The sequence below is a fragment of the Streptococcus cristatus genome (genome assembly GCF_003943505.1).
In the GTDB taxonomy this organism is placed as follows: domain Bacteria; phylum Bacillota; class Bacilli; order Lactobacillales; family Streptococcaceae; genus Streptococcus; species Streptococcus cristatus_E.
On record NZ_RJPS01000001.1, the window covers coordinates 45,181 to 71,172 of the forward strand.

25 protein-coding genes are annotated in these 25,992 nt (G+C 44.1%); 1 reads left to right on the forward strand and 24 read right to left on the reverse strand.

Going from position 1 to position 25,992, the window contains the following annotated elements; genetic code table 11:
- Positions 1 to 19: 19 nt before the first annotated feature.
- The 13 genes from D8792_RS00200 to tmk form a co-directional block, all read right to left on the reverse strand.
- Entirely contained in the window at positions 20 to 823 is an 804-nt protein-coding gene (locus D8792_RS00200) for a phosphatidate cytidylyltransferase (protein WP_125372432.1), read from the reverse strand.
- Between the two features lie 15 nt (positions 824 to 838).
- Positions 839 to 1,588 carry an undecaprenyl pyrophosphate synthase gene (uppS, locus tag D8792_RS00205; protein ID WP_125372433.1) on the reverse strand — a complete coding sequence of 250 codons (750 nt, stop codon included), beginning with the start codon at positions 1,586 to 1,588 and terminating at the stop codon, positions 839 to 841.
- Between the two features lie 217 nt (positions 1,589 to 1,805).
- Positions 1,806 to 2,141, reverse strand: coding sequence for a preprotein translocase subunit YajC (gene yajC / locus D8792_RS00210; RefSeq protein ID WP_125372110.1), 336 nt, complete (start codon positions 2,139 to 2,141; stop codon positions 1,806 to 1,808).
- Between the two features lie 119 nt (positions 2,142 to 2,260).
- Positions 2,261 to 4,237 (reverse strand): transketolase, encoded by a 1,977-nt coding sequence (tkt, locus tag D8792_RS00215; RefSeq protein ID WP_125372434.1) that lies wholly within the window; start codon positions 4,235 to 4,237, stop codon positions 2,261 to 2,263.
- Positions 4,238 to 4,435: 198 nt separating this feature from the next.
- On the reverse strand, positions 4,436 to 4,678 hold the full coding sequence (locus D8792_RS00220) for a hypothetical protein (RefSeq protein ID WP_005592291.1): 243 nt from the start codon (positions 4,676 to 4,678) through the stop codon (positions 4,436 to 4,438).
- 164 nt (positions 4,679 to 4,842) lie between these two features.
- Positions 4,843 to 5,778 carry a peptide-methionine (R)-S-oxide reductase MsrB gene (gene msrB / locus D8792_RS00225; protein ID WP_048792203.1) on the reverse strand — a complete coding sequence of 312 codons (936 nt, stop codon included), beginning with the start codon at positions 5,776 to 5,778 and terminating at the stop codon, positions 4,843 to 4,845.
- A 167-nt stretch (positions 5,779 to 5,945) separates the two neighbouring features.
- The gene (locus D8792_RS00230; protein WP_048792204.1) at positions 5,946 to 6,299 is read right to left on the reverse strand and encodes an arsenate reductase family protein; all 354 of its coding nucleotides are present in this window, start codon (positions 6,297 to 6,299) and stop codon (positions 5,946 to 5,948) included.
- A 136-nt stretch (positions 6,300 to 6,435) separates the two neighbouring features.
- The gene (locus D8792_RS00235; RefSeq protein ID WP_125372435.1) at positions 6,436 to 7,611 is read right to left on the reverse strand and encodes a 3-phosphoglycerate dehydrogenase family protein; all 1,176 of its coding nucleotides are present in this window, start codon (positions 7,609 to 7,611) and stop codon (positions 6,436 to 6,438) included.
- A 12-nt stretch (positions 7,612 to 7,623) separates the two neighbouring features.
- Complete coding sequence (gene serC / locus D8792_RS00240; RefSeq protein WP_125372436.1) at positions 7,624 to 8,715, reverse strand: 3-phosphoserine/phosphohydroxythreonine transaminase; 1,092 nt, start codon at positions 8,713 to 8,715, stop codon at positions 7,624 to 7,626.
- 139 nt (positions 8,716 to 8,854) lie between these two features.
- Complete coding sequence (gene rsmI, locus D8792_RS00245; protein WP_125372437.1) at positions 8,855 to 9,721, reverse strand: 16S rRNA (cytidine(1402)-2'-O)-methyltransferase; 867 nt, start codon at positions 9,719 to 9,721, stop codon at positions 8,855 to 8,857.
- Between the two features lie 2 nt (positions 9,722 to 9,723).
- On the reverse strand, positions 9,724 to 10,041 hold the full coding sequence (gene yabA, locus D8792_RS00250; RefSeq protein WP_005591852.1) for a DNA replication initiation control protein YabA: 318 nt from the start codon (positions 10,039 to 10,041) through the stop codon (positions 9,724 to 9,726).
- Between the two features lie 9 nt (positions 10,042 to 10,050).
- Complete coding sequence (locus tag D8792_RS00255) at positions 10,051 to 10,953, reverse strand: DNA polymerase III subunit delta' (protein WP_125372438.1); 903 nt, start codon at positions 10,951 to 10,953, stop codon at positions 10,051 to 10,053.
- Complete coding sequence (gene tmk / locus D8792_RS00260) at positions 10,950 to 11,588, reverse strand: dTMP kinase (RefSeq protein ID WP_125372439.1); 639 nt, start codon at positions 11,586 to 11,588, stop codon at positions 10,950 to 10,952. Before tmk ends, D8792_RS00255 begins: the two co-directional genes overlap by 4 nt.
- 180 nt (positions 11,589 to 11,768) lie before the next feature.
- Between tmk and D8792_RS00265 the strand changes: the two genes are divergently transcribed.
- A complete protein-coding gene (locus tag D8792_RS00265; protein ID WP_125372440.1) occupies positions 11,769 to 12,656 on the forward strand; it encodes a YitT family protein in 888 nt (295 codons plus the stop codon).
- 53 nt (positions 12,657 to 12,709) lie between these two features.
- Here D8792_RS00265 and D8792_RS00270 read toward each other — a convergent pair whose 3' ends face one another.
- The 11 genes from D8792_RS00270 to mraY form a co-directional block, all read right to left on the reverse strand.
- Complete coding sequence (locus tag D8792_RS00270) at positions 12,710 to 13,402, reverse strand: 5'-methylthioadenosine/adenosylhomocysteine nucleosidase (protein ID WP_125372441.1); 693 nt, start codon at positions 13,400 to 13,402, stop codon at positions 12,710 to 12,712.
- A gap of 82 nt (positions 13,403 to 13,484) precedes the next feature.
- A complete protein-coding gene (gene macP / locus D8792_RS00275) occupies positions 13,485 to 13,796 on the reverse strand; it encodes a cell wall synthase accessory phosphoprotein MacP (protein WP_045500835.1) in 312 nt (103 codons plus the stop codon).
- Positions 13,797 to 13,808: 12 nt separating this feature from the next.
- Complete coding sequence (locus D8792_RS00280; RefSeq protein WP_125372442.1) at positions 13,809 to 14,360, reverse strand: NUDIX hydrolase; 552 nt, start codon at positions 14,358 to 14,360, stop codon at positions 13,809 to 13,811.
- Between the two features lie 8 nt (positions 14,361 to 14,368).
- Positions 14,369 to 15,748, reverse strand: a complete 1,380-nt coding sequence (gene glmU / locus D8792_RS00285; protein WP_125372443.1) for a bifunctional UDP-N-acetylglucosamine diphosphorylase/glucosamine-1-phosphate N-acetyltransferase GlmU — start codon at positions 15,746 to 15,748, stop codon at positions 14,369 to 14,371.
- A 1,096-nt stretch (positions 15,749 to 16,844) separates the two neighbouring features.
- Positions 16,845 to 20,297, reverse strand: a complete 3,453-nt coding sequence (locus tag D8792_RS00295) for a GBS Bsp-like repeat-containing protein (RefSeq protein WP_125372445.1) — start codon at positions 20,295 to 20,297, stop codon at positions 16,845 to 16,847.
- Positions 20,298 to 20,505: 208 nt separating this feature from the next.
- Positions 20,506 to 21,417 (reverse strand): thioredoxin-disulfide reductase, encoded by a 912-nt coding sequence (gene trxB / locus D8792_RS00300; RefSeq protein WP_125372657.1) that lies wholly within the window; start codon positions 21,415 to 21,417, stop codon positions 20,506 to 20,508.
- A 68-nt stretch (positions 21,418 to 21,485) separates the two neighbouring features.
- Positions 21,486 to 21,710, reverse strand: coding sequence for a DUF4059 family protein (locus D8792_RS00305; RefSeq protein WP_045500825.1), 225 nt, complete (start codon positions 21,708 to 21,710; stop codon positions 21,486 to 21,488).
- A gap of 94 nt (positions 21,711 to 21,804) precedes the next feature.
- Entirely contained in the window at positions 21,805 to 22,548 is a 744-nt protein-coding gene (locus D8792_RS00310; RefSeq protein ID WP_015605309.1) for an amino acid ABC transporter ATP-binding protein, read from the reverse strand.
- The gene (locus D8792_RS00315; protein ID WP_125372446.1) at positions 22,548 to 23,354 is read right to left on the reverse strand and encodes an amino acid ABC transporter permease; all 807 of its coding nucleotides are present in this window, start codon (positions 23,352 to 23,354) and stop codon (positions 22,548 to 22,550) included. Before D8792_RS00315 ends, D8792_RS00310 begins: the two co-directional genes overlap by 1 nt.
- A 208-nt stretch (positions 23,355 to 23,562) precedes the next feature.
- A complete protein-coding gene (locus D8792_RS00320; RefSeq protein ID WP_048792218.1) occupies positions 23,563 to 24,906 on the reverse strand; it encodes a DEAD/DEAH box helicase in 1,344 nt (447 codons plus the stop codon).
- A gap of 102 nt (positions 24,907 to 25,008) precedes the next feature.
- The gene (gene mraY, locus D8792_RS00325) at positions 25,009 to 25,992 is read right to left on the reverse strand and encodes a phospho-N-acetylmuramoyl-pentapeptide-transferase (protein WP_125372447.1); all 984 of its coding nucleotides are present in this window, start codon (positions 25,990 to 25,992) and stop codon (positions 25,009 to 25,011) included.

Here is a 25,992-nt window from a genome sequence, read left to right on the forward strand (position 1 = left end):
TGCTTGTCCTCTATACTTCTTAGAACAAGCCGAAGAAGTGCATCAGTGGAAAGACAAAAAGCAAGCTATCAAAGCGATCCAAAACACCGCCATGCCCAGGAATAAATTTCCCTGAGTCTTTGACACCAAAGTGACGCTTGATGGCGCTCTCTACCAAGTCGCCGAATTGGCCAGCAATACTAAAGACAACAGTTAAGAGCAGCATGGTCACAAAGCTATACGGAGTGGCAACTTGCGGACGAACAGACATAAAAATCGTAGAAACCAACACCGCTGAGATAATGCCTCCCAAACTGCCTTCAATAGTTTTATTTGGCGATATCTTTGGCAGTAATTTTCTCCGCCCATAGCGAGTACCGACCAGATAGGCCCCACTGTCTGTGGCCCAGACGATAAAGAGGGCCAGCAAAACCTTGTCTACATTCACCAAACGGGCATCGATCAAAGCATTAAAACCTAGACCAACATAAAAACTAGAAGCAATCGGATAAGCCGCATCTTCAAAACTATAAGAGGAACCTAAAACAGTCGCTCCTAGCAAGACGAAAACGACCAAGCCATAAGCCATCACATTGCCGTCCACAGGTAAAAATTTCAGGTAGTTCTCAAGTGGCAGGGTCAAGACAAAAGCTGCCAGCATAGCCAATCCACCCTCTAAGGTCGCTGTCGAAAGCCCCTTCATCTTAAGCAATTCATGCACTGCCAACATGGCTAGAAGACCAACGCTGATCTGGAAGGGAATCCCTCCCATCTTCACTAGAGGAATAAAAATTGCTAGAGCAATTCCTCCAAAAAGAAGACGTCTTTGTAAATCAAAACTCATCTTTTTCTCCCTCCTTTATACACCGCCGAAGCGTCGATTGCGACGATTATATTCTACAACCGCATCTTTCAAAGCCTTCTCATCGAAATCCGGCCAAAGAATATCTGTAAAATACAACTCGCTATATGCTGTCTGCCAAGGGAGGAAATTGCTAAGGCGCAGCTCGCCACTCGTACGAATGACCAAGTCAGGATCCCGTAAACTTGCAGGCAGACTGCTGGTGTAGAGATAAGCTCCAAGCATTTCCTCTGTAATATCAGCTGGTTGGACTTTCGCATCTAAAACATCTTGGGCAAGCTTCTGAACCGCTTGATTAATTTCAGCTCGGCCACCGTAGTTCAGGGCGAAGTTCAAAATCAACCCCGTATTCAAGCAAGTCAGCTCCTCAGCCTTCTCCAAGGCCTCAAAGGTTGCTTTAGGAAGTCGCTTCGTGTCGCCAATCATTTGAATTTTTACATTGTTTCTGTGCAATTCTGGCACATAGCGGTCATAAAATTCAACTGGCAGATTCATAATGAAAGACACTTCTTTCTCTGGTCGCGCCCAGTTTTCCGTTGAAAAGGCATAGACCGTCAAGACCTGCACACCCATCTCCTTGGCTGCAATCGTCACTTCTTGCAAGGCTTCCATACCTGCCTTATGGCCAAAGACGCGCGGCTGCATACGTTTTTTAGCCCAACGACCATTGCCATCCATGATAATCCCTATATGCTTGGGAACAAGCAAGGCCTCATCGAGCTTTTCTTTTTTCTTAAAACTAAACATATTTTTTATCCTATTTAAAGTTTTATCATTTCATTATATCATAAATCCTTTAAATGTGGGCAGGAGAGCTGATTTTTCGTCTATCAGAGCTGATGATAAATAGTTAGTAGTGGATGTAGGCAGGTTTCGCTAGTATTGTGCAACTATAATATTGTAAAAGATGAGCTTACAAAATGTCCTTAAAATAAAAAAGACAGCCTCTCGACTGCCCTATATCCTATTCTTCAATTGCAGTATCTTCATCAGACACAGCGATATCGCCTTCCACTCCCGTAGCAGCTGGGATGCCTTCTGTCAATGGCAAAACCGTCTTAATGGCTGCCAATTCAAATGTCAAGAAAACACCGTCTACGTCCAAGACAACAGTCTTACGCTCTGAATCAACTTCATCAACAGTCCCGTAAAGACCACCAATGGTAATGACTTCATAGCCTTTTTGCAGTTTATTAAGGCTTTCCATCCGTTTTTCAGCTTGCTTTTTCTGTGTCCGTACTTGGAAATACATCATCCCTACTAGTACAACAAAAAAGATAATCATCATTGTTGGATTCATTTCTCTTCTCCTTTGGAATTCATCTACTAATTACTATAGCAGATTTTGGCCCGTTTGACAAGGCAGGAAAATGATTTCCAAAAAAATCAGGATGAGCAACACCCTGATTTTATGTCCTTTTATTTCAGATTTTTAACAACTTCTGCTACGTGTTCAACTGTAAAGCCGTATTCTTCCAGAACCTTGCCTGCTGGAGCAGAGGCACCGAACTGATCAATTCCGATAACTGCGCCGTCCAGACCGACATACTTGTACCAAGGCTGGCTAGCTGCCATTTCGATCGCTACACGGCGACGAACTGCATTTGGCAGAATTTCTTCTTTGTAAGCTGCATCTTGAGCATCAAAAAGCTCTGTTGATGGCACGCTGACCACGCGAATTTTAGCACCTTCTGCTGCAAGTGCTTTAGCAGCTGCAACAGCCAAATTAACCTCAGAACCAGAAGCCAACAAGATAGTATCGAAATCTGCTCCTGTTTCGTAAACCACATAAGCTCCTTTAGCTACCTTGTCAAAGTCTGTTCCTTCTTCAACTGTCAGATTTTGACGGGTCAAGACCAGAGCAGTCGGAGTGGATTGGCTCTTAAGGGCTAGGTACCAAGCTGCCTGAGTTTCACGCGCATCTGCTGGGCGAAGAACAGTCAAGTTTGGAATCGCACGCAGACCAGCTAAATGCTCAATCGGTTCGTGAGTCGGTCCATCTTCACCAACTGCAATAGAGTCGTGAGTAAATACATAAGTCACTGGCAAGCCTTGCAAAGCAGACAAACGAACAGCTGCCTTAACATAGTCTGAGAATACGAAGAAGGTACCACCGTAAACGCGAAGACCACCATGAAGCGCCATACCATTGAGAATAGTTCCCATAGCAAACTCGCGCACACCAAATTGGATATTGCGGTTGAGACGGTGGGCATCATCCTGCAGACCGTCTTCTTTGATGTAGGTCATATTGGAGTGAGCCAAGTCAGCAGAACCGCCGAGGAAAGTTGGAAGCACCTTAGCTGCTGCATTGAGGGCATCTTGGCTAGAATTACGGGTCGCTTGAGAGAAGCCATTTTCAAGCACTGGGAAATCTTCTGGTTTGATTTCTACTGGATCCTGACCAGCAATGATAGCTGTTACTTCTGCTGCCAATTCTGGATAAGCTTGCTTGTAGTCCTCTACTAGCTGTTTCCAAGCATCGTAAGCCGCTGCACCACGCTCTGCCACATTTGTACGGTAGTCAGTATAGACTTCCTCAGGAATCTCAAATGGCGCATAGTCCCAACCCAAGGCTTGACGAGTAGCTTCCGCTTCTTCTGCTCCAAGAGGCGCACCGTGAACTGCATTGGTTCCTTGCTTGTTTGGTGAACCATATCCGATAATCGTCTTGACTTCAATCAAAGATGGCTTGCCAGAAGCCTTCGCTTCATTGATAGCCGCATCAATCGCTGCAAGGTCTGTTCCATCTTCTACCAAGGCAGTATGCCAACCATACGCTTCATAGCGGGCACGAACATCTTCTGTAAAGGAATCTTTGGTTTCCCCGTCCAAGTTGATATCATTTGAATCGTAGAGGACAACCAGCTTGTCAAGCTTTTGCAGACCAGCGTAAGAAGCAGCCTCAGCTGAAACACCCTCCATCAAATCGCCATCACCACAGATGACATAAGTGTAATGGTCGAAAATCGGATAACCATCACGGTTGTACTTAGCAGCCAAGAAACGCTCTGCTTGAGCAAATCCAGTCGCTGTAGAAATCCCTTGTCCCAATGGTCCAGTCGTCGCATCAACTCCAGCTGTATGACCAAACTCTGGGTGACCTGGTGTCTTAGAGCCCCATTGGCGGAAGTTTTTGATTTCCTCCATGCTGACATCTTTAAAGCCAGACAGGTGGAGCAAGGCATAAAGCAACATAGAGCCGTGTCCTGCAGATAGAACGAAGCGATCGCGGTTAATCCAATTTGGCTCTGCTGGATTGATACGCAGTTGTTTGGTAAATAGGTCGTAAGCCATCGGCGCAGCCCCCATAACAACGCCAGGGTGACCTGACTTAGACTTTTCAATCGCGTCAATTCCTAAAAAGCGAATGGCATTAACAGATAATTGTGACATTGAGTTCTCCTTATAAAAAATTTAGCGGGCTGCTACCACCAGCAGACATTCCTACGCTCATTTTTCTTATTTCCATTATATGAAATTTTTGCCTTTCCTGCAATAATGGAAAGGCCATTCTTTCCTTCAGTAAAAGAATCCCACAAGCAAGCACTCATAGAATTCTAGTTATATATATATCCCTGTAAAATCGGCTACTTATTGAATAGTAATACCGTATTTTTCATGATTTTCTTCGTACCAATTAATCAGAGCAATAGCCGTTTGATAAGTAATATTCTTAATCTTGCTGCTACCTTTGACCAGTGTCAAGATGCTCATTTTGCTGATGTTGGCATCTGTCGCCACACGATAGCTGGTCAAAACTCCATCAATTAGTAATTGAATAACAGCTTCTACCTTTTTATAATCAGACATTGTAGTAATATCCAATTTCTCCATTTTGCATTCCTTCCATAACATTTATCTTTTCCTAACCATTATACACTTTTCTATGGTATTTACATATATAAATGCTTGGAGCGTTAGAAAAGAGGAAATTGGCTGATTATTTCTGGCTAGTTTAGCTAGATTTTGAGAAGGTTGACAAGCGACGAAAGTGAGCATTAGTCCATATAGGATAGCAGGTAGCCGTAGCCTTCCTCTTCCATTTGCTCTTTCGGGATAAATCGCAGAGCTGCTGAATTGATGCAGTAGCGCAGACCGCCTAATTCCTGCGGACCGTCGGTAAAGACGTGACCCAAATGGGCATTTCCTGAGCGACTCCGCACTTCAATTCGCTCCATGCCATGACTCAAATCTTGATAATACTTGATAAGCTCGCGAGCGATAGGACGAGCAAAGCTAGGCCAGCCACAACCAGATTCAAACTTGTCAGCCGCAAAAAAGAGTGGTTCGCCAGTTGTCACATCAACATAAATCCCTGCCTCAAAAGTGCTATTGTAAGCATTATGGAAAGGGCGCTCCGTTGCGCTCTGCTGGGTCACCTGATACTGCTCCTCACTTAGCACTGCTTTGAGTTTCTGCTGGCTAGGCTTAGGATAATGGCCCGCATCTACCAAGGGCTGCTCAGCATCCTTGACATTGATATGGCAATAACCCGTCGGATTTTTCTTGAGATAATCCTGATGATAATCCTCGGCCAAGATATAATGGCGCAAGGGCTTTAGCTCTACAGCCAACTTTTGTCCTAATTGCTCCTCCTGCTCAGCAAAAACCTGCTCGATAATGTCGTGATCTTCCTCTCGGACATAGTAAACACCTGTCCGATACTGACGGCCTATATCATTACCCTGTTTGTTGATAGATAAGGGGTCAATGACTCGGAAATAGTAGAGCAAAATTTCTCGCAGGCTGATGTTTTCTTCGTCATAAATTAAGTGCACCGTCTCCGCATGGTCCGTCTGGTGAATGAGCTGGTAGTTGGTGGACTCTACTTGTCCATTGGCATAGCCTACTGTCGTCTCCTCAACGCCTTCAATCCGAGAAAAATATTTCTCCAAGCCCCAGAAACAGCCGCCTGCTAGATAAATTTCTGCCATAAACATCCCTCCAATCTTTTCCTCTATTTTCTCATAAAAAGAGAAACTTTTATAGGATTTTGATTGGGACTTTCTTAGAAATCATATCAAATACTGCGCCCCTATGGATTAGCCAAATTCAATTGTTTCAGCAAAACATAAAAAGACAGGAAATTTCCCATCTTTGATTACAGATTTAGTTCTTTGTATTCTGTTCGGTAACCAATTTGCACAATCCGATCATCTTGGACTAGCAGTGGTCGCTTAATCAGCATGCCGTCGGTCGCCAAAAGTGCGGCTGCCTCCTCAGCAGAAAACTGAGGCACCTTATCCTTGAGCCCCAACTCTCGGTACTTGATACCACTGGTATTAAAGAAAGACTTAATCTCTAAATCTGAATGAGTCATCCATTTCAAAAGTTGCTCTTGGCTAGGCGTTTCCTTGACAATATCCACCGCTTCAAAGTCTACTCCTAATTGATTAAGCTCAGCCTTGGCCTTACGGCAGGTAGAGCATTTTGGGTATTCGATAAATTGTAACATTGTTTTTCCTCCGTCCCTATGATAGCCCAGCTAGCTCCTTCTTGTCAAGCTGAGACTCATTAGAAAAAGCCGACAAGTGAAAGGCTCATCGGCAGGCACAGACGCACTCCATAAAGAAACACCGTCTATTTCTCGATTATTTTTTAATCAAACGCACGCGCACAATATTGTCGCTGTTTTCAAATTTATCAACCAGCTCCTGAATCTTGCCTTCGTCTGACTCATCCAGATCCAGCAGAGTATATGCATAGTCGCCTTTAGAGCGGTTGATGATATTGTCGATATTGATATTTAAATCACTGACCGCTGTTGAAATCCGAGCCACAATATTCGGTACATTTTTGTTAATCAGGGTAATCCGATAAGGCGCTGAGAGAGCTTGACGGACATTAGGGAAATTCACTGAGTTGATAATCTCGCCCGTTTCCATGAAGCGGCGGATGGTTTTCCCAGCCATAATGGCACAGTTGAGCTCAGCTTCCTCTGTTGAGCCGCCCAGATGCGGAAAGACTGTAATCTGCGGATGACGGAGCAGCTCTTCTACACCAAAGTCTGTGATATAGCGTTTGATAACACCTGTTTCCAAAGCTTCAAAGAGGGCGACATTGTCCACCAGCTCGCCACGAGCAAAGTTGATAAGGGTTGTTCCCTTTTGCATAAGACCAAAAGCAGCCTGATCAAAAGTAGCACGTGTATCCTCAGTCAGAGGGACGTGGATAGTGATATAATCACTCTTCTCAAAGATTTCCTTAATGTCTGCTACCCGTTTGACATGGCTAGAGATATTCCAAGCTGTTTCAATGGATACATAAGGATCATAACCTAGGACATTCATTCCCAGACGATAGGCATCGTTAGCAATACGGCCACCGATTGCTCCTAACCCAATGACTCCCAAAGTCTTCTCTGCAATCTCTGTCCCAGCAAACTGTTTCTTACCAGCTTCCACTTGCTTGGGAACATCTTCTCCAGAAAGGCCGTTAGCCCAACTGTTAGCTGCGATATAGTCACGAGCAGACAGGAGAATGGAAGCCAAGACCGCTTCTTTCACCGCATTAGCATTAGCTCCTGGAGTGTTAAAGACCACAATTCCCTGCGCTGTTGCCTGGTCAACAGGAATATTATTGGTTCCTGCGCCTGCCCGCGCGATGGCTTTGAGCTTGCTTGGAAATTCCTGTCCATGCAGGTTTTGACTGCGCAGGATATAAGCATCTGGATTGTCCGACTTATCTCCGTCAATCTGAAAAGCATTGCCCAGCTCCTTAAGCCCGATTTGATTGATATTGTTAAAGGTTTTGACACTAAAGACCATAATTTCCCTCTCTTAAGAATTTTCTTCTTCAAATTTCTGCATAAAGGCAATCAAGTCCTTGACACCTTGAAGCGGAAAAGCATTGTAGAGACTAGCTCTCATGCCGCCTACGCTGCGGTGCCCCTTGATATTCTTGAATCCCGCTGCTGCAGCCTCTTTGTTAAATTTGGCATCCAGCTCTGGGCTAGGAGACACAAAGGGAATATTAGCTACTGAGCGCTGCTCCTTGTAACGGACTGGACTGCGATAAAAGTCCGACTGCTCAATGAAGTCGTACAAAAGTCCTGATTTTTCCCGATTGCGCTTTTCCATTTCTGCTACGCCACCCAGCTCCTTGACCCACTCAAAGACCAGCTTGGCCATATAGATGGCGAAAGTCGGTGGTGTATTGTAGAGAGAGTCATTGTCCGCCTGAATGCGGTAATCCAACATGCTAGACAGAACAGGCTCATCATTGAGCAGATCTTCACGAATGATGACTACCGTTACACCAGCAGGTCCGATATTCTTCTGAGCTCCCGCATAAATCAAACCGAAGTCCTCTACTCGGTATTGAGCAGCCAGGATATTAGAAGACATGTCCGCCACAATCGGCACGCCATTGGTCGCTGGCAGGTCGTAGATAGCCGTTCCTTCAATAGTATTATTGGTTGTCAGATGCACATAGGCCGCCTGCGGATCAACCTCCTTTTCATCAAAAGAAGGAATTTCCGTGTAATTTAAGTCCTCTGACGAAGCCAAAAGAATAGGCTCAAACGGAATGAACTTAGACAGCTTAACTGCTTCGGTGTAGGCTTTCTTGCCCCAAGATCCAGCTACTAGGTAATAGGCCTTGCCGCCTTGGGCTAGATTAAGGGGAATCATACTAAACTGAGTAGAAGCTCCACCCTGCAGAAATAGTACGCGGTAATTGTCTGGAATAGCCATGAGCTCACGCAGCAAGCTCTCAGCTTCTTTGATAATATCGTCAAATTCCTTGGATCGGTGGGACAGCTCCATCACACTCATGCCACTTTGGGCATAGTCTAAAAACTCAGCCTGAGCTTTTTTCAAGACTTCCTTGGGCAATACTGCCGGTCCAGCAGAAAAATTGTAAATGGTCATATCCTACCTCCAAAAATGTATTTTGTCTATCATATCACAATGTTCAGAAAATTTCTATAATTCTTTCAAAGATATTTTTCTTTTGGGGNAATTCCCGAACAAAAGGAGGATTTTGNACAAAAAAACTAGNCGAATAGGACTAGNTTCTGTCTTCNTCATGATAAAGGGCATAGAGCTGACTCTTATTGCGCCCGTATTTTTTGGCCACTTCTTTGATGGCCTGATTTTTCTTGCTACCGGATTGGACCAAGCTGTCAATTTCAGCCAAGAGATCCGCATTCGCTTTTTCTTCCTTCTCTAGACTTGCACCAGCCACAATCAGGAGGCACTCGCCCTTGAGAGAATTTTCCGCCAGATAGTCTATCAACTCAGGAATCCTTCCTCGTTGGTATTCTTCGTAGATTTTGGTTAATTCCCGAACCAAAACTACCGAGCGGTCGCCATAGACTTCCAGCATATTTTCCAGCGTAGCCTTGACCCTATGAGGAGATTCGTAAAAGATCTGTGTCTCTGGATAAGATTTTTTACTCTCGAAAAATTCCTTCTGCTGTCCAGACTTGCGAGGCAAAAAACCATAAAAAATATGAGGCTGGGGCGCTAAACCACTAGCAATCAGAGCGGAAATTCCAGCGCTGGGGCCCGGAACCGTTACTACAGCAATGTCCTCAGCAATAGCCGCCTTGACCAAATCATGCCCCGGATCCGAAATACTGGGCAAGCCTGCATCGGATACCTGGGCTAGATTTTGCCCTGACTTGAGTAAGTCTAGCAAGACCGGTATCTTTTCCTGAGCATTGTGCTCATGAAAGCTGATCTGCCGCGTCTCAATTCCAAAGTGCTTGAGCAAAAGTCCTGTATTTCGGGTATCTTCGGCCGCAATGACATCCACTTCCTTGAGGGTATTGACCATGCGAATACTCATGTCGTCCATATTTCCAATGGGAGTCGCCACCAAATACAGTTTGCCGTAGGGCGACTGTCCCTTAAAACTCTTCTGAATCTGCATCTCTACTCCCTGAATAACAACTCATCGCAGAACATGCACTCCGCATCATTTTCTCGGCGTTGACCATAAAAATCTGTACACACGTGAAAACCATCGTAGTACAGTTTGCGGAGGTTGTCCCGATTTTTATTGATTTTAACCGGTGCTGCTTGCTCTACCTCACCTAGTCGCTCTCTCAGCTTATCATTTTCTAGCTGGAGGACGATATTTTCCTCGACGACACTCTTGAGATTTTTCTTGATAGCCTCTACCTCGGCAAGGGTCACTAAAAGCGTCTGAGAAAAATCATCCAAGGCATCAAATAGTTCTTTTTTATTCATTTTCTGCTCCTATCTTGCTTGGGCACTGGCTTTTAAAATCATGTATTCCAGAGCATTTTGAAAAGACACATTGGCTCGCCACATCTTCTTTGCTTCTAAGAGATCTTCCAGTTTCTTGCGACCTGCCTCGCTTCCAAGTTCCTTGGCCAGCAAGACCTCCAAGACTTTAAGAGCCTGCTCCTGTTTATCCTTGTCCTCAGCCAGTTTAGCCAGCTTGGCCACTTGGAGATAAGCCTGATTCTCATTGGTCAGGGCAGCCTTAACAAAGCGCTGACTCTCACTGACCAGCTCAAAGAAAGACTTGTTGGACACCAGCTGGTCAGCCTCTTCCTGGGTCTGGCTATATGCAGCCAGCAACTCAGCCTGACTTTTGATTAAGCCAGCCTCTTCCAGCTGGTGCTTGAGAGCGACCTGATTCTTCCGAAAGTGGAAAATCTGCGCTCGGCTCTTGATAGTGGGCAGGATCAGATGCTCATCGGCTGTCAAAAAAAAGATGTAAATCTCACTCTGGGGCTCTTCGATGACCTTGAGGAGGGAATTAGCGGCATTGATATGCATCTTATCTGCATCACAGATGATAAAGACCTGTTTGTTGCCCTCCATACCGCTCTGGGAAAAACTTCTCACCAGCTCACGAATGCGCTCCGTTTTAATAATGCCATTCACTGGCCGCACAATCGTCACATCCGAAAAGTCCTCACTCTCAATCAAGCGACAAGCCCGACAAGTACCGCAGGGCCAAACTCCCTGACGATCTTCACAAAAGAGACTCTGGGACAAGGTCAAAGCCATGGCAAAACTGGAAAAATTCCCCGAAAATAAATAAGCATGATTGAGCCGCCCTGCTTCTAATATTTTCTGAAAAGTTTCTGTAAGCTGAGGCTGAGCCTGACGTAAATCTTCTACTGTCATTTTTCTTTGATAAAACGCTCTTTAATAACTGCCAAACTGTCGGCCACGACTTGCTCCAGTGGCTGACTAGCATCTATCTTGACGACACGTTCTGGTTCCTTTTCTAAAATAGCCAGATAGCCTTGGCGCACGCGCTCGTGCAAGTCGAGACCTTCCAGATCCAAACGATTGACTTCGCGCTCCTGGTCTTTAGCAATGCGAGCCAGACCTTCCTTGACATCAATATCGAAATAGAGGGTCAAATCTGGCTTGAGTCCATCAGTCGCAAACTGATTGAGCCATTCCACATCGTCAACTGCCAAGCCCCGGCCATAGCCTTGATAAGCCACCGAGCTATCAATAAACCGATCTTGCAAGACCCATGTCCCTTGCTCTAGGGCAGGCAGAACCTTCTCCGCCAAATGCTGACGTCGGCTAGCAATATAAAGCAGCAACTCCGTCTTAGCATCCATTGCTGTGTGCCCCTTATCCAAAATCACCTCGCGGATTTTCTCAGAAATAGCGACACCGCCAGGCTCTCTCGTCGTCAGTAACTTATAGCCCGTCTCTTTCAGCTGAGGAAGCAAAGCCTCTAATACACTGGTCTTCCCAGCACCTTCTGGCCCTTCTAGCGATATAAAAACACCTTTTTTCATTGTTTTCCTTTTACATTCATTCTGCCAATGGCTGCAGAAATTCCTATTTTAGTCTATGCTTTATTGTACCAAAAATTATCCCAAAAGCCCATAGAAGAATTTCTCGAAAAATATTTCATATTATTTTCAAAAGTGAAAACTTTTGATAAAATAGAGTCAGAAAATTCTTAGGAGAGTCTGATGTTTAAATTTAAAAATGTACTGGCCATCATTCTGGGGGCTGGAATTTTTTCTTTTGGGATTCATTATTTGGTGATTCCTTTTCACTTGTATGAAGGCGGAGCAACGGGGATAACTTTGATTGTCTACTACCTCTTCAAGATTCCTGTATCAACCACCAACCTGGTCATCAATATTCCACTCTTTATTCTCGCTTGGAAATTACTGGGAAATCGCACCCTTTACCTTAGTATTTTAGGTACTTTCTCTGTATCAGCTTGGCTTAAACTATTCGAGTTGCTACCTGCCTCCAAACATTTACAAGACTATTTCTTTTCTTCCTTGGATGGCGACGTCTTACTGGCCTGCCTTGGAACAGGAATTATTCTGGGAGTCGGATTAGGCATTATTTTCAACGCTGGAGGAACGACTGGTGGTACCGATATTGTAGCTCGTATTTTCAATAAATATACTAGCATCTCCATGGGACGACTCATGCTGACAGTGGACTTTATCGTGATTTCTCTGGTTCTTTTGGTCTTTAAAGATCTACGCATGGTTTCTTATACACTCATGTTTGTCTTTATCACCTCTCGTGTTATTGACTTGATTGCTGAGGGTGGCTTCGCTGGCAAAGGCTTCCTGATTGTCACCAGCAAACCAATAGAACTAGCTGAAGCCATCAATGAAAAACTTGGAAGAGGGGTCACCTATCTGCAAGGACAGGGCTTCTATAGCAAGCAAGATTTGCAAATCGTTTATTGTGTTGTCTCTCGTAACGAAATGCAGCAAATGAAGAAACTCATCAATGACATCGATCCATTTGCCTTTACAACTATTTCAGAAGCCCATGAAATCTTAGGAGAAGGCTTTACTCTAGACTCTAATAAACAGCCTATCGTCAAATAAATTAATCCTAGACAAAAAGACTTCAGAATGAATAATCATTCTGAAGTCTTTTTTTACTCTAAGTTATTCAATAATTGAATCAGAGTTTTAGCTGAGCGCTTGCCTGCTTCTAGGATGAATTCATCAAAAGTGATATTGGCATCATGGCTGGCTGTATCGCTCATTGCGCGAATGACCATAAAAGGCAATCCAAGAGAATGCGCGGCTTGAGCAATGGCTGCTCCCTCCATCTCTACTGCCAAAACATCAGGAAAATGTTGTTTAATTTGGTCAATCTTGTCCTGTCCAGCGATAAAGCTATCTCCCGTCGCAATCAAGCCAACTCGGCTCGTCTGCTGGGTCTTTTCCAGCACTTCTTTCATCTCCTCAACTAAGTAGCGACTGGCTTCATAGTAGAGGGGTTGCCGTGCCATTTGACCGTAGTCATAGCCAAAAGCTGTCACATCTACATCATGGTAGACCAAACGATCTGCCACCACTACATCTCCAATTTCTAGACCTGGAGCCACTGCTCCAGCGGAACCCGTATTGATGACCGCAGTTACCTCAAAGTCATTGGCTAACACAGCCACACTCATGGCTGACATGACTTTGCCGATTCCACTTTCCACTAGGACAACCTCATGATGGCCAATCCGACCAGTATGGTAGACATGCCCTAGGAGCTGGTGTTTCTTTGCCATCTCCAGATGCTCTACCAGCAGCTTCAACTCCTCAGGCATAGCCGCGATAATTCCGATTTTCATGATTCATTCTTTCCTTCTTTACATTAAAAAGAGGGAGAGGAAGCAGAGTTTCATCTTCTCGTTTCCCTCACTCCCCTCTTTATCATAGCCAAATAATGGCCGCAATTAATCCAATCAAGAGAAGCACAATCCAGAATAGGATTTTGTTTAATTTAGCCTGAAAAATACTTCGTTTTTGATTTTCGATTCGACGACTTTTGATAACTGTCGGTTCAACTTCAATCTGTAGAGTATCTTGATTGACAGCTTGCCGTGGAGCAGCATAGCCGAAAGTTCCTTTTCTAGCAATAGAAATGACCTTAGTTTCTTCATCGTCCATCAGCAAGGGACCATCAATATGTTCTCCACGATTGGCCCGCTCAATGATTTCATCTGTTAATAAAGCTTTTCCCATTGATCTACGTTCCTATTTATTCAGATTTTTTTGTTGCCAGTACTGAAGAGCCATGATGGTCTTGGCATCGCAGATGTCACCGCTTTTCAGCAACTGCTCCGCCTCTTCCAGACTGACCTCAAAAAGTTCCAATGTTTCATCTTCGTCTTGGGGACGAGGATTTTCGACCTTTGTTAAATGGCTGGCGCTGTAGAGCTTGATTTTTTCATTGCAAAAACCGATGGCAGAGTAGAAATCATAGACCAACTCCAACTGCCCAGTGTAGCCCGTCTCTTCTTCTAATTCTCGGAGGGCAGCCGCTTGCGGATCTGCATTTTCTCCTAGCTCCAACTTCCCAGCTGGGATCTCATAAGAAGTCGCTTCGATCGCCTTGCGGTACTGCTTGACTAAAATCATCTTATTTTCCGGAGTGATGGCAATCACAGCCACCGCGCCATTATGGAAAATCAAATCCCTTTGGGCTTGACCTTTGCCATCTGGCAGCTCTACCTGGTCCTGAACCACTTTAAAAATCGGTCCCTGATAAATCTCCGTCCGTTGGACGGTTTTTTCTTCAAATTCCATGACTGAACCTACTTATTTTGAGGATGATGAGGAAGTCGCTTAGCGTAATCTTCCTTGTTGATCTGACGGCCACGACCCAAAGCAATGGCATCTGCTGGTACGTCCTTCGTGATGGTAGAACCTGCACCGACCAAGGAATTGTCACCCAGCTCAACTGGAGCAATAATAGTCGAGTTTGAACCAACAAAGACATTGTCACCGATGATAGTCTTGTACTTCTTCTGGCCATCATAATTGACCGTAATCGTTCCCGCACCAAAGTTGACATTAGTACCGACTTCAGAGTTGCCAATGTAGGTCAAATGACCAGCCTTGGTATTTTCGCCGATAGAAGAACCCTTAACTTCAACAAAGTTGCCGACATGGACGTCCTTAGCCAGGCTAGAACCTGGACGAATGTGAGCGTAAGGCCCGACCGTCACTCCATCTGCAACACTAGATTCTTCAATCATAGAGCTGGTGATAACAGCTCTCTCTCCAATTTCTGAATCTACAATATAAGTCCCATTGGTCAGGATCGTCTCTGCCCCAATCTTGGTTTGACCTTTCAGGGTCACATTTGCTTCAATTTGCACTTCAGGTGCGATTTCTACATCTACATCAATATAGGTCGTATCTGGATTGACAAAGCTAACACCGTTAATCATGTGCTGCTGATTAATTCGGCGACGCATAATGCTTTCAGCTGTCGCCAAAGCCACTCGGTCATTGACGCCGAGGCTTTCATCAAAGTCTTTCAGCGTATAAGCACCGACTTTTTCTCCATTTTCACGGAAAATTCCAATCACATCTGTGATATAGTATTCTCCCTGCGCATTGTTGGTATTGATATTCTTGAGGGCCTCAAAGAGACGGGCATTGTCAAAGACATAGGTCCCTGTATTGATTTCCTTGATTTGCTGCTCAAAATCAGAAGCATCTTTTTGCTCAACGATTTTGATCACTTCTCCGTGCTGGTTGCGCACGATCCGGCCATAGCCAAAAGGATTGTCCGCTTCAGCAGTCAGGATTGTCGCAACATTCTTGTGATTGATATGAAAATCAATCAGATTTTTCAGGCTTTCTCCCGTAATCAGGGGAGTGTCACCAGCAATGACTAGCGTCTGACCAGCCAGATTTTCCAAAATAGGCTCAGCCATCATGACCGCATGGCCCGTTCCCAGCTGCTCGGTCTGACGGACAAACTCGGTCTGATCTGCCAAAACTTGCTCGACCAGTTCCGCCTTGTGCCCGATAACAGTGACAGTCTTCTCAGGCTCAATCGCACTAACACTACGGAAAACGTGCTCTAGCATGGAAATTCCTGCCACCTTGTGCAATACTTTTGGTAAATCTGATTTCATGCGAGTACCCTTACCCGCAGCCAAAATAACGGCATAATTTGTCATAAATGAACTCTTTTCTCTAAGATATTACCCTTATTATACCACTAAAAGAGAATTTTTTAAAATGCTAATTGCAGAAGCAAGGAATCGCACTTAGAGAAAAAGGTGAAAGCCATTGACCGAAGCACTGTCCTCAATCCGCAATCCGCTCCATCCAGACCAATTCTTTAAAATCTTCTTGTGGAGCTTAAAAACGTTTTTTCCTTCGTTTATACCAGCTTTTGATAGCGACGAATGACCAGCAAATTGTTCTTCTTAAATACTATATGTCTATTACTTCTATTGTCAAAATTTTGATAGCGATTATACACTTAAAATTGATATACAAAGAGATATTTGCTATAATGACCTAAGGATGAATGTTCACTCCTACCTTATGAAGTGCAGAAAACTCTATAAAGCTACTAGGACAATACTATTATTAGGTGATCCACTTTGGGATGATGCAATCCAAGGACTGTGAGCTCCATTTTATAGTTTTATTGTTTTTAACTAGCCAATTTATAATTTAAAGTTGTAAGGAGATGTTGGTTATGATATTTACTAAAAATCGCAAGAAGAGAGATGAATACTACCAACAGATTGATAGGATCTATAATAACGATAGTATCATCATTAGCTCAAAGTTACGGGAAGAGCTCTTAAGTAGTGCCAAAGGACTACAGAAGGGGGACCAAATTAGTTATTTGGCATTTAAGTTGTACCCTTTTGTATGTGACGAGGTGCTCAAGAATAAGTCCGATGAATTGATCGCATTCAAAAAATACCTTGAAAAAACAAGATGGAAATATTATTGGGGAAGTGTGGTTAGGGCATAAGTTGCAACTGGCACTTTTGAAAGCATTCAAGATGAATATGCAAAACTCTCCCAATATGATAAGACGATAAAACTCATAGATCTCAAAGTAGGGCTGTTAGTCTAGTGACTTACAGTTCACACTAGTTGAGGCTCTGTGAGTTTTTTTCTTGCATAATATTTACAAGCTAGGCATAAAAAAGAGGCTGGGACTCTTTTGTCCCAACCTCCTAAATGTAGGTACTGCTAGCTCACTAAAGTAGGCTAAAACTCCATATAAATTGTTTTGTAACCAGCTATAATCTAAGCTCTCACAGAGATAAATGGTGAACCTTCTGTATTATCTTCAGGCGCTCCGCTCTTTGAACCAAAGATATAATCAACTGAGTACCAACCGTTATTATTAGCATTATAAGGATCATAGACCTGTGTTTGGCCATTTTGATAGCCTCTTAAGACTATCTCATGGGTAACAAAATGGCTGGCAAAGACACTGCTACCAACGGCTGCCATGACATGATGGCCTGCTGCCAAAGCTTCTTTAAGTGCTGCTGATGAATGTAAGACATCTGTTGTCAGTCCCCAGTTCTGTGCCCCTTGGACAATACCCTTACTTGACGTTCCAAATAGACCATTTTTGTTAAAGGAGTCTGTGTGATGATAAAGGAAGTCCGCTACGGTTGTTGGTAAAACAGTTTGACCTGTAATACCAGAAATAGTCATTGCTAATGTGGTAGGAACACAGCCAGTAGCTGCTAAATTATATTTTCCATAATATAAACCAGCCCATCTAGGATCACGTTGTGAATAATATGGCGTATCATAAACTCCTCTGCTGACTGTTGTAGTCGTTCCACCAACGCCTACCAAACTACCATCATTTTGAACATAATAGAGGTGAATATTATATTCTCCCGTAGAATATTTATGGCTAGAGGTGCGTACTAGGGCCTTATAACTACCATCCGCTTGCCTTTGAGCCCGATACCAAACAATGTCATCCTGACCATTGACACTTGACCAAGTTGGCAATTTGACTTCCTTGACTCCTTTTGGACTATAAACATTGGTCACTACAACTTCGAACGTGCCTAATCGAGGATTATTATTTTTAATGGTGATTTGACCCGTTGGCTTAATGTGCTCTGAAGCTACATTCGCTGTTGTCTTCGTGCCTCCGACCCCGACCATACGGCCATCATTCTGAACATAGTAGAGGTGGATATTGTATTCGCCTGTAGAATACTTGTGGTCACGTAGATTGACCTGTGCCTTGTAAGTACCATCGGCTTGCTTGACTGCTGTGTACCAAATAATGTCGTCCTGACCGTTAGCACTTGACCAGGTTGGCAATTTAACTTCCTTGACACCATAAGCATTCTCAACTTCAGAAACCACCACTTCAAAGGTGCCTGTCTGTTGATTGTTGTTCTGGATGGTCAACTTACCTTTTGGGGTGCCTAGAGATACGGTCGTCTTGGTTCCTCCAACTCCGACCAACTGGCCATTATTCCCTACATAATAGAGATGAACATTGTACTCACCTGTAGAATATTTATGGTCGCTCGCCTTAATATTCATCTTGTAGGTACCATCAGCCTGCTTGGCAGCTCGATACCAGATAATATCATCTTGACCATTAGTGCTAGACCAAGTTGGCAGAAGCACTTCACGAACTCCCTCTGGACTGCTCACTCCGCTCACGACAACATCAAAACTACCTGTTGTTGAATTATTATTGGCAATCGTGAGAGTTCCTTTTGGTTTAGCGACAGAAACAGTAGTTGTTGTGCCACTAACCCCAATCATCTGACCATTATCTTGAAGGTAGTAAAGGTGGATATGATACTCACCAGTGGACATCTTATGGTTGCGGGCTTGAATGCTAGCCCTGTATGTGCCATCGGACTGCTTGGTGGCTGTATACCAAACAATATCATCTTGGCCTTTATCACTAGACCAAATCGGCAGATGCACGCTCTTGACGCCAAAAGGACTGACAACATCAGACACAACAACATCGAAGCTGCCCGTATCCGGATTATTGTTCTCAATTTTCAAAGTCCCTTTAGGCTTGGCTGCTAAACTGAACTGGGTGCCTGCTACACCGACTAATTGACCGTCATCTTGGATATAGTAAAGATGAACAGTGTAGTCTCCCAAAGAATATTTGTGATCCCGAGCCTGGATACGAGCCCGATAGGTGCCATCGGACTGCTTGATTGCTGTGTGCCAGACTAGATCATCTTGACCTTTATCGTTAGACCAAGTCGGCAGTTTGACTTCCTTAACACCAAAAGGATTGGAAACGTTAGAGACAACGACATCAAAGCTACCAGTAGCTGGATCGTTGTTTTCAATTTTCAAGGTTCCTTTAGGTTGAGATAGGCTAACTGTTGTTCGAGTACCACCTACACCAACCAGCTGACCATCATCTTGAATATAGTAGAGATGGACATTGTATTCGCCTGTTGATTTCTTATGATTTACTGCTTTGACGGTTGCCCGATAAGTACCATCAGCCTGCTTGACTGCTGTGTACCATATCAGGTCATCACCACCTTTGTCGGTGGACCAGGTTGGTAGCTTGACTTCCTTGACGCCATAAGGACTGGAAACACCAGAAACAACAACATCGAAACTACCTGTATCTGGATTATTGTTTTCAATTTTCAGCGTTCCTTTAGGCTGAGCCTTAGAAACTGTAGTCGTTGTACCACCTACACCGACCAACTGGCCATTATCCTGAACATAATAGAGGTGGATATTGTACTCACCTAGAGAGTTCTTGTGGTGAGAAGCTTTTACTGTGACAGTGTAATTACCATTGGTCTGGTGCTGCGCCTCGTACCAAACTAGATCGTCTTGACCATTGACACTAGACCAAACAGGAACAACAACTTTTTTCACACCATAAGGATTAGAAACCCCTGAGACAACTACATCGAAACTACCTGTGTCTGGATTATTATTGACAATATCAATTTTTCCTTGTGGTTTGCCGATGGTAACAGTTGTTTTTGTACCGCCTACACCGACCAACTGATTATCTTCCAAGAGATAATAGAGATGAACATTGTACTCACCTGTAGAATACTTGTGGTCACGAGCTGTAACGCTAATTTTATAGGTGCCATCCACTTGTCGTTTAGCATCGTACCAGATAATATCATCCTGACCATTCACGCTAGACCAAGTTGGTAGAGCGACTTTTTTGATAGGCTTAGGGGATGAAATGTTGGTTACATGCACATCGAAGGTACCAGCATTTGGATCGACATTTGTAATATTGATAGTTCCTTGAGGCTTGTCATCAACTGCACGAGAAACTCTCGCTTTTGGATCAGATTCTGGCTTTGTTTCTGCCTCTTGTGGCTTATCAGAAGCAGCTGTCACAGATCTAAATGAAGCTCTCCCTGAAGAAATGTTTTCAGAAGGGACTGATGCCAAATCGTTCTTAGGCTGTTCAATTGACGAGTTACCCTCCTTTTCAGAGGAACTTGAAGCGACTTTTTCGTCTTTGCCTAAAGAAGCCTCAGATACACCACTATCTTTCTTTGTCTCAGAATCTACTTCTAAAGGCTTGCTAGCTAGATCAGACTGTTTGCCAGCATCTCGATTGGTCACAGCAACCGAAGGCTCCGTTTGCTGTCTATCATTTGCTGCTTGATTTGTTTCGTCAGCAAAAACGCTATTAGCACTGGCTGCTAATAAAATAGCTGTACTAGCTAGATAAACTAATCCTTTTGTTTTCATACGCTTTCTCCATCCTTTTTAGAGTTGCACACCTTTATTGTAGCATAATAGGACAATGATTACAAATTGGTAACAAATTTGTATCGTTTAACCCGGAACTGATTTGAAACCTATTCTTTCTATTATGTAATTCGTAAACAAAAATAAAAAAGAGCTAGGAAAGACCAAAAAATGATTCATTTTTGATCTTATTCCCATCTCTTCCTCTTTAATGCTCTGTGATGTATTTATAAACTTCTTGGCCTGCTACTGCTCCGTCTCCAACGGCTGTGGTGATTTGGCGTAGGTCTTTCTGACGAACATCACCAATGGCATAAATGCCAGCAATAGCCGTTTTCATATGTTGATCCGTCACAATCCAGCCAGCTTCATCGCAAATACCCAGATCTTTGACAAAGTCGCTAACAGGATCTAAGCCGACATAAACAAAGACGCCACCAAAGTCTGACTCGCTGATTTGTCCCGTTTTTACATTTTCAAAAACCACACTGGTTACCCTACGGTCGTCTCCTTTGATTTCTTTTACAACGGAATCCCAGATAAAGCTGATTTTTTCATTGGCAAAGGCCCGCTCCTGCAAGAGCTTTTGCGCCCGCAATTGGTCACGACGGTGAACAATGGTCACAGACTTTGCAAAGCGCGTGAGGAAAATCGCTTCTTCAACGGCAGAATCGCCGCCTCCGACCACTAAGAGATCTTCATCACGGAAAAAGGCACCATCGCAGACCGCACAGTAGGAAACGCCGCGGCTATTGTATTCTTCCTCGCCAGGAACTCCTAGATGACGATGGTTGGCACCAGGAGCCAAAATCACTGCCTTGGTCTCAAATACTTCATCCTCAGTAATGATTTTCTTATAGTCGCCATGGTCTTCAATTTTTTCAACTTGACCAAACAAATGCTCTACGCCTAGATTTTCTAAGGGTTCAAACATCTTTTCAGCCAGCTCTGGTCCGCTGATACGAGCATAACCGGGATAATTTTCAATCTCCGCAGTATTATTCATCTGGCCGCCGTAAATACCGCGTTCCAGCAAGGCCACTTTTAAATTGCTTCTAGCTGCATAGAGGGCTGCTGTCATTCCCGCAGGACCAGCTCCAATAATCATTGTATCGTACATCATCTTTTTCCTTCCTCTTTGTTGTAACTACTGTTATTCTAACAAACTAGCGCATCTTTTACAAGTATTTAAGCTTTAAGAACAACCAGTAAACCAAAAATCGCAAAAGACAAAATTGGAATCGTCATAATTGTAATCAAAAGAAGATCGTAAATTTGGCTTTGACCTACCGCAAGCGTCCGATCCTTGCGACCGAGCCGCTGCAATAAAAGCCACAAACCATCGGCAAGTCCTACCAGAATCGTCGTATAGATGAGACTTTGGATATAGAGAGAAAAAATCTTAATTAACATGTCAGCTCCTCAATAATCAGTTGCCTTAAAAAGGTTCTAGTCGAAAACAAACCCAGCTGGTCTAGCCAACTGAGCTTTCACTTTTTCTATTATATCAAATATAAGTCCGTTTGTAACTAGCAAAGAATTCTTTGGTTCTAGCTTCCTTGGGATGATTGATAATTTCCTCTGGACTACCTGACTCGATAATATGCCCCTTATCCAAGAAAAGCACCCGATCTGCTACCTGAGAAACAAAAGATATATCGTGGCTGACTAGAATCATGGTTTGTCCTGCTTTAGCGGCGTCGGCAATGGATTTCTCTACCTCACCGACTAGCTCTGGATCAAGGGCTGAGGTTGGCTCATCTAGCAAGAGAACATCTGGCTTCATGGCCAAGGCCCGCGCTAAAGCCACCCGCTGTTTTTGACCGCCTGATAAATGCTTGGGATAATGATTCTCACGATCAGACAGACCCACCTTTGCCAACTCTTCCTTGGCGATTTTAGTCGCTTCTTGGTCAGACAAATTTTTAACTACCAGCAAACCTTCCTTGACATTTTCCAGAGCTGTCCGACGGGAAAATAAATTGAACTGTTGGAAAACCATGGCCAATTTTCGACGCAGAGTCAAGATTTCATCTGGTGAAATAGTTGAAAAATCCACCTTGAAGTTATCAATTTCAATCCTTCCGCTATCTGGTTGCTCCAGATAATTAAGGCTGCGCAGGAAGGTTGATTTACCAGCACCTGAGGAGCCTATTAGAGCAATGACTTCTCCTTTTTGAATTTCCAAACTTAGATTATCCAAGACCTTTTGGCCAGAAAATTCCTTACTTAACTGGGAAATTTTAATCATCAAATCCTACCTCCTTGCGCTTGCTCCATTTTTTCCAGCTTGGCTGGCGCCTTGATATCCATAGCTTTTTCAATCGCACGACCGATTTGCTCAATCACGATATTGACAATCCAGTAAATAATCGAAACGGAAATGAAGCGCTCAAAATAACGATAATCCGACCCACCGATAGCCTGAGCCTTGGCAAAGACTTCTACGACGCCCGCACTAAAGGCCAGAGATGTTCCCTTGGTCAAGCCGATGAGGGAGTTGATCAGAGTCGGTGTTGCCACAACTGCTGCATTAGGAATGATGACCCGCAGATAAACTTGGCGATTGGTCATTCCCAGACTACGAGCTGCTTCGATCTCACCCGGATCTACCGAAAGAATGGCTGCCCGAATCGTCTCGCTGGCATAGGCTGCTTCATTGAAAGCAAAGGCAATAATTGCAAAGACTGAGGCAGGAATAGCATTGATATTAAAAGTCGTCCCATATTTTTGATTGATAGCTTTCAGCAGGAGCGGAATCCCAAAATAAGTCAACATGAGCTGAACTAAAAGGGGCGTCCCACGGAGGAAGCTCACAAAGACAGACTGAATAGGATACAGGATTCTCGTGCGGTTAATCTTGACCACTGCGAAAATCATGGCCAAGATGATGCCGAAAACTGCTCCACCCAGCGTCAACAAAAGTGTAACAGGCAAGGTTTTCAGAATCGCTGGAATGGCATCAAAAACAGCCCGTAGACTAAACAGTTTGCCATCTGGAAGGAGCTTCAAAAGTTCTTCATACCAGTTTGCAGCTAGGATATAAGTTGTAAACATTTTAATTACTTCTCTTTCTCGATAATGCATTATTCTATCATAATTTGGCCCAGATGAAAACTATTTGGCACCAAGAATAGATAATCTTTAAACCTTTAATAGCTAAGTAGAAAATGACAATAAAATAGACCAGTAATCCTAGTCTATCATAGTTTCACTGGTCTTTAAAATATAATTTTTCTATATCTGCCATAGAAAGAATTTATGGCTAAAAAGTCTGGCGCTTAGCCTTGCGTTCTGCTCGACCACGTGCACGATTTTCAGCTCGCTTGGTCTTGCGGCGTTTTTCATTAACTGCCCACTGAATTTTCTTCTTATAGCCTGGTTTGATTTTTTTCTTTTTCTTCTTGACCAGACCAAGCATTTCTGTGTCCAGCTTTTCCTTGGTCTTCTCCCGATTAGCACGGCGATCTCGGTCGTAGGTATCTTGAAATTCGCCATTTTTGATCATCTTAGGAGTAAACTTGATGCCCAATTTTTCTAACTCACGAATATCGGAATCGTCGCTTGGTTGATAAAGGGTAATGGCTGTGCCGGGAAGACCATTTCGTCCAGTCCGACCAACGCGATGGACAAAGAAAGACAAATCCTGCGGAATGGCATCATTGATGACATGGCTGACCCCCTCGATGTCAATCCCCCGAGCCGCCAAGTCCGTCGCTACGATGTATTCAAAGTCTAGATTCTTGACCTGATTCATGATACGCTTGCGCTCCCGCGGTGGGATATCACCGTGAATCTTGGCTACTTTTAGCCCTTGCGCAGTCAGATAGGCCTGCAATTCATCCGCCCGAGTCTTGGTATTGACAAAAATCATCGCCAGATAAGGCTGGAGGAGCTGACTGATCTCATAAATCTGGGCATTCTTATCCCGCCCTTTAGTTGACAGGAGCCAATTATCAATGGTATCGGCAATCACCGTCTTGGTCTTAATCTGTTCCATGACCGGATTAGACAGGTATTTTTTCAAGAAAGGTTGGAGCTTCTGCGGAATAGTGGCCGAGAAAACCAAAAACTGCAGGTCTTTCGGCAAGCGAGCCGCAATCCGGTCGACCGTCTCCAAAAAGCCCATGTCAAGCGTCATATCAGCCTCGTCCACGACAAAGGTATGAGCCTTATGGATAGCCAAATCACCTGACTCAACCAAGTCATAAATCCGCCCCGGTGTTCCAATGACGATATGGGGCTGGCTGGACTCTAGTTTGCCGATTTGGCGAGCCTTGTCAGTCCCGCCGACATAGTTGGCCACTCGAATCTCTTGCTCTGAAAAGCTAGCCAGCTGACGGGCAGCCTGATAGATCTGAGTTGCTAATTCTCGGCTGGGTGCTGTAATCACCGCTTGAACACTGTCAGCCTCTTCGTCCAGCTCTTGGAAGATGGGCAGCAAGAAGGTATGCGTCTTGCCTGATCCTGTCTTAGATTCACCGACCAAGTCTCGGCCAGATAACACCACCGGAATCAGCTTTTCTTGAACCTCTGTCGCCTCCACAAAGTTCAGATCCTTGAGGGCTTCCTGAATATAATCTTTAAAGTTAAATTCTGTAAATTTCATTTTTTCCTCTGTTTACTCTTAATCTTATCTAATTATACCAGAAAAATATCTTTTCTGCTCGGCTCAGGACAAGAAAAGGCGGGCTTACACCCACCTTTCATATCACGAATATAGAATGGCCAAAGTCAGCAAGCTAGCTAAGAGACCTACGCCCCAGAAGAAGAAGTCAACCTTCCATTCGCTCCAAGGCTGACCATGCCCAGAAAAGCCACCCAGTTCAAAGTGGTGATGGACTGGCGTCATACGGAAAATCCGCTTGCCACCCGTTAACTTAAAATAAGTCACCTGCATCATAACAGAAGTTGTCTCAAAGACATAGACGATTCCGATGAGAAGCAAGGTCCACTCTTGGTGCAAGGCAATGGAGAGGGCTGCAAGCATACCACCCAAGGCAAGACTACCCACGTCCCCCATAAAGATTTTAGCTGGCTTATGGTTAAAGACAAAGAAGCCTAGCAAACCACCAATCATGCTGATAATGACAATCAGAAGGTCAAAGCGCTTCTGCTCCAGAGCAATGACTCCGTAAGCCACCAAGCTGATCGCAACGGAGATACTAGCCAAGCCATCAATTCCATCGGTCAGATTGACAGCGTTGGAGAAACCAACCAGCCAAAAGAGGACGAAGAAGATATAGAGGAAGCCCAGCTGCACTGGAATCGTAAAGACATTGAGAGAGTCACCTGCCCCGTGCTGATTGTAGAAGAAGTAAAAGATAACTCCCCCTACCAGCTGTAGAGCTAGTTTCTGCTTAGGATTCAGGCCTTCGTTGATCTTACGGAAGACCTTGAGGAAATCATCCAAAAAGCCAACAATGCCGTAAAGAACCAAGATAAAGAGAATCATAATCAAGCCGTTGGACAGTTGTTGGGAAAGCAAAGCTGTCACAAAACTAGCCAAAACAGAAGCAACCAGAAAGACGGTTCCCCCCATCGTCGGCGTTCCAGCCTTAGCCTGATGCTGCTTGACATCCTCGTGCATTTGCTGGCCTGAAATATGAGCCTTGTGATAAAAACGGATAAAGGCAGGAATCCCAACAAGCGTTAGGATAAAGGTCAGAATTCCTGCAATAATTGCTGTTAACAT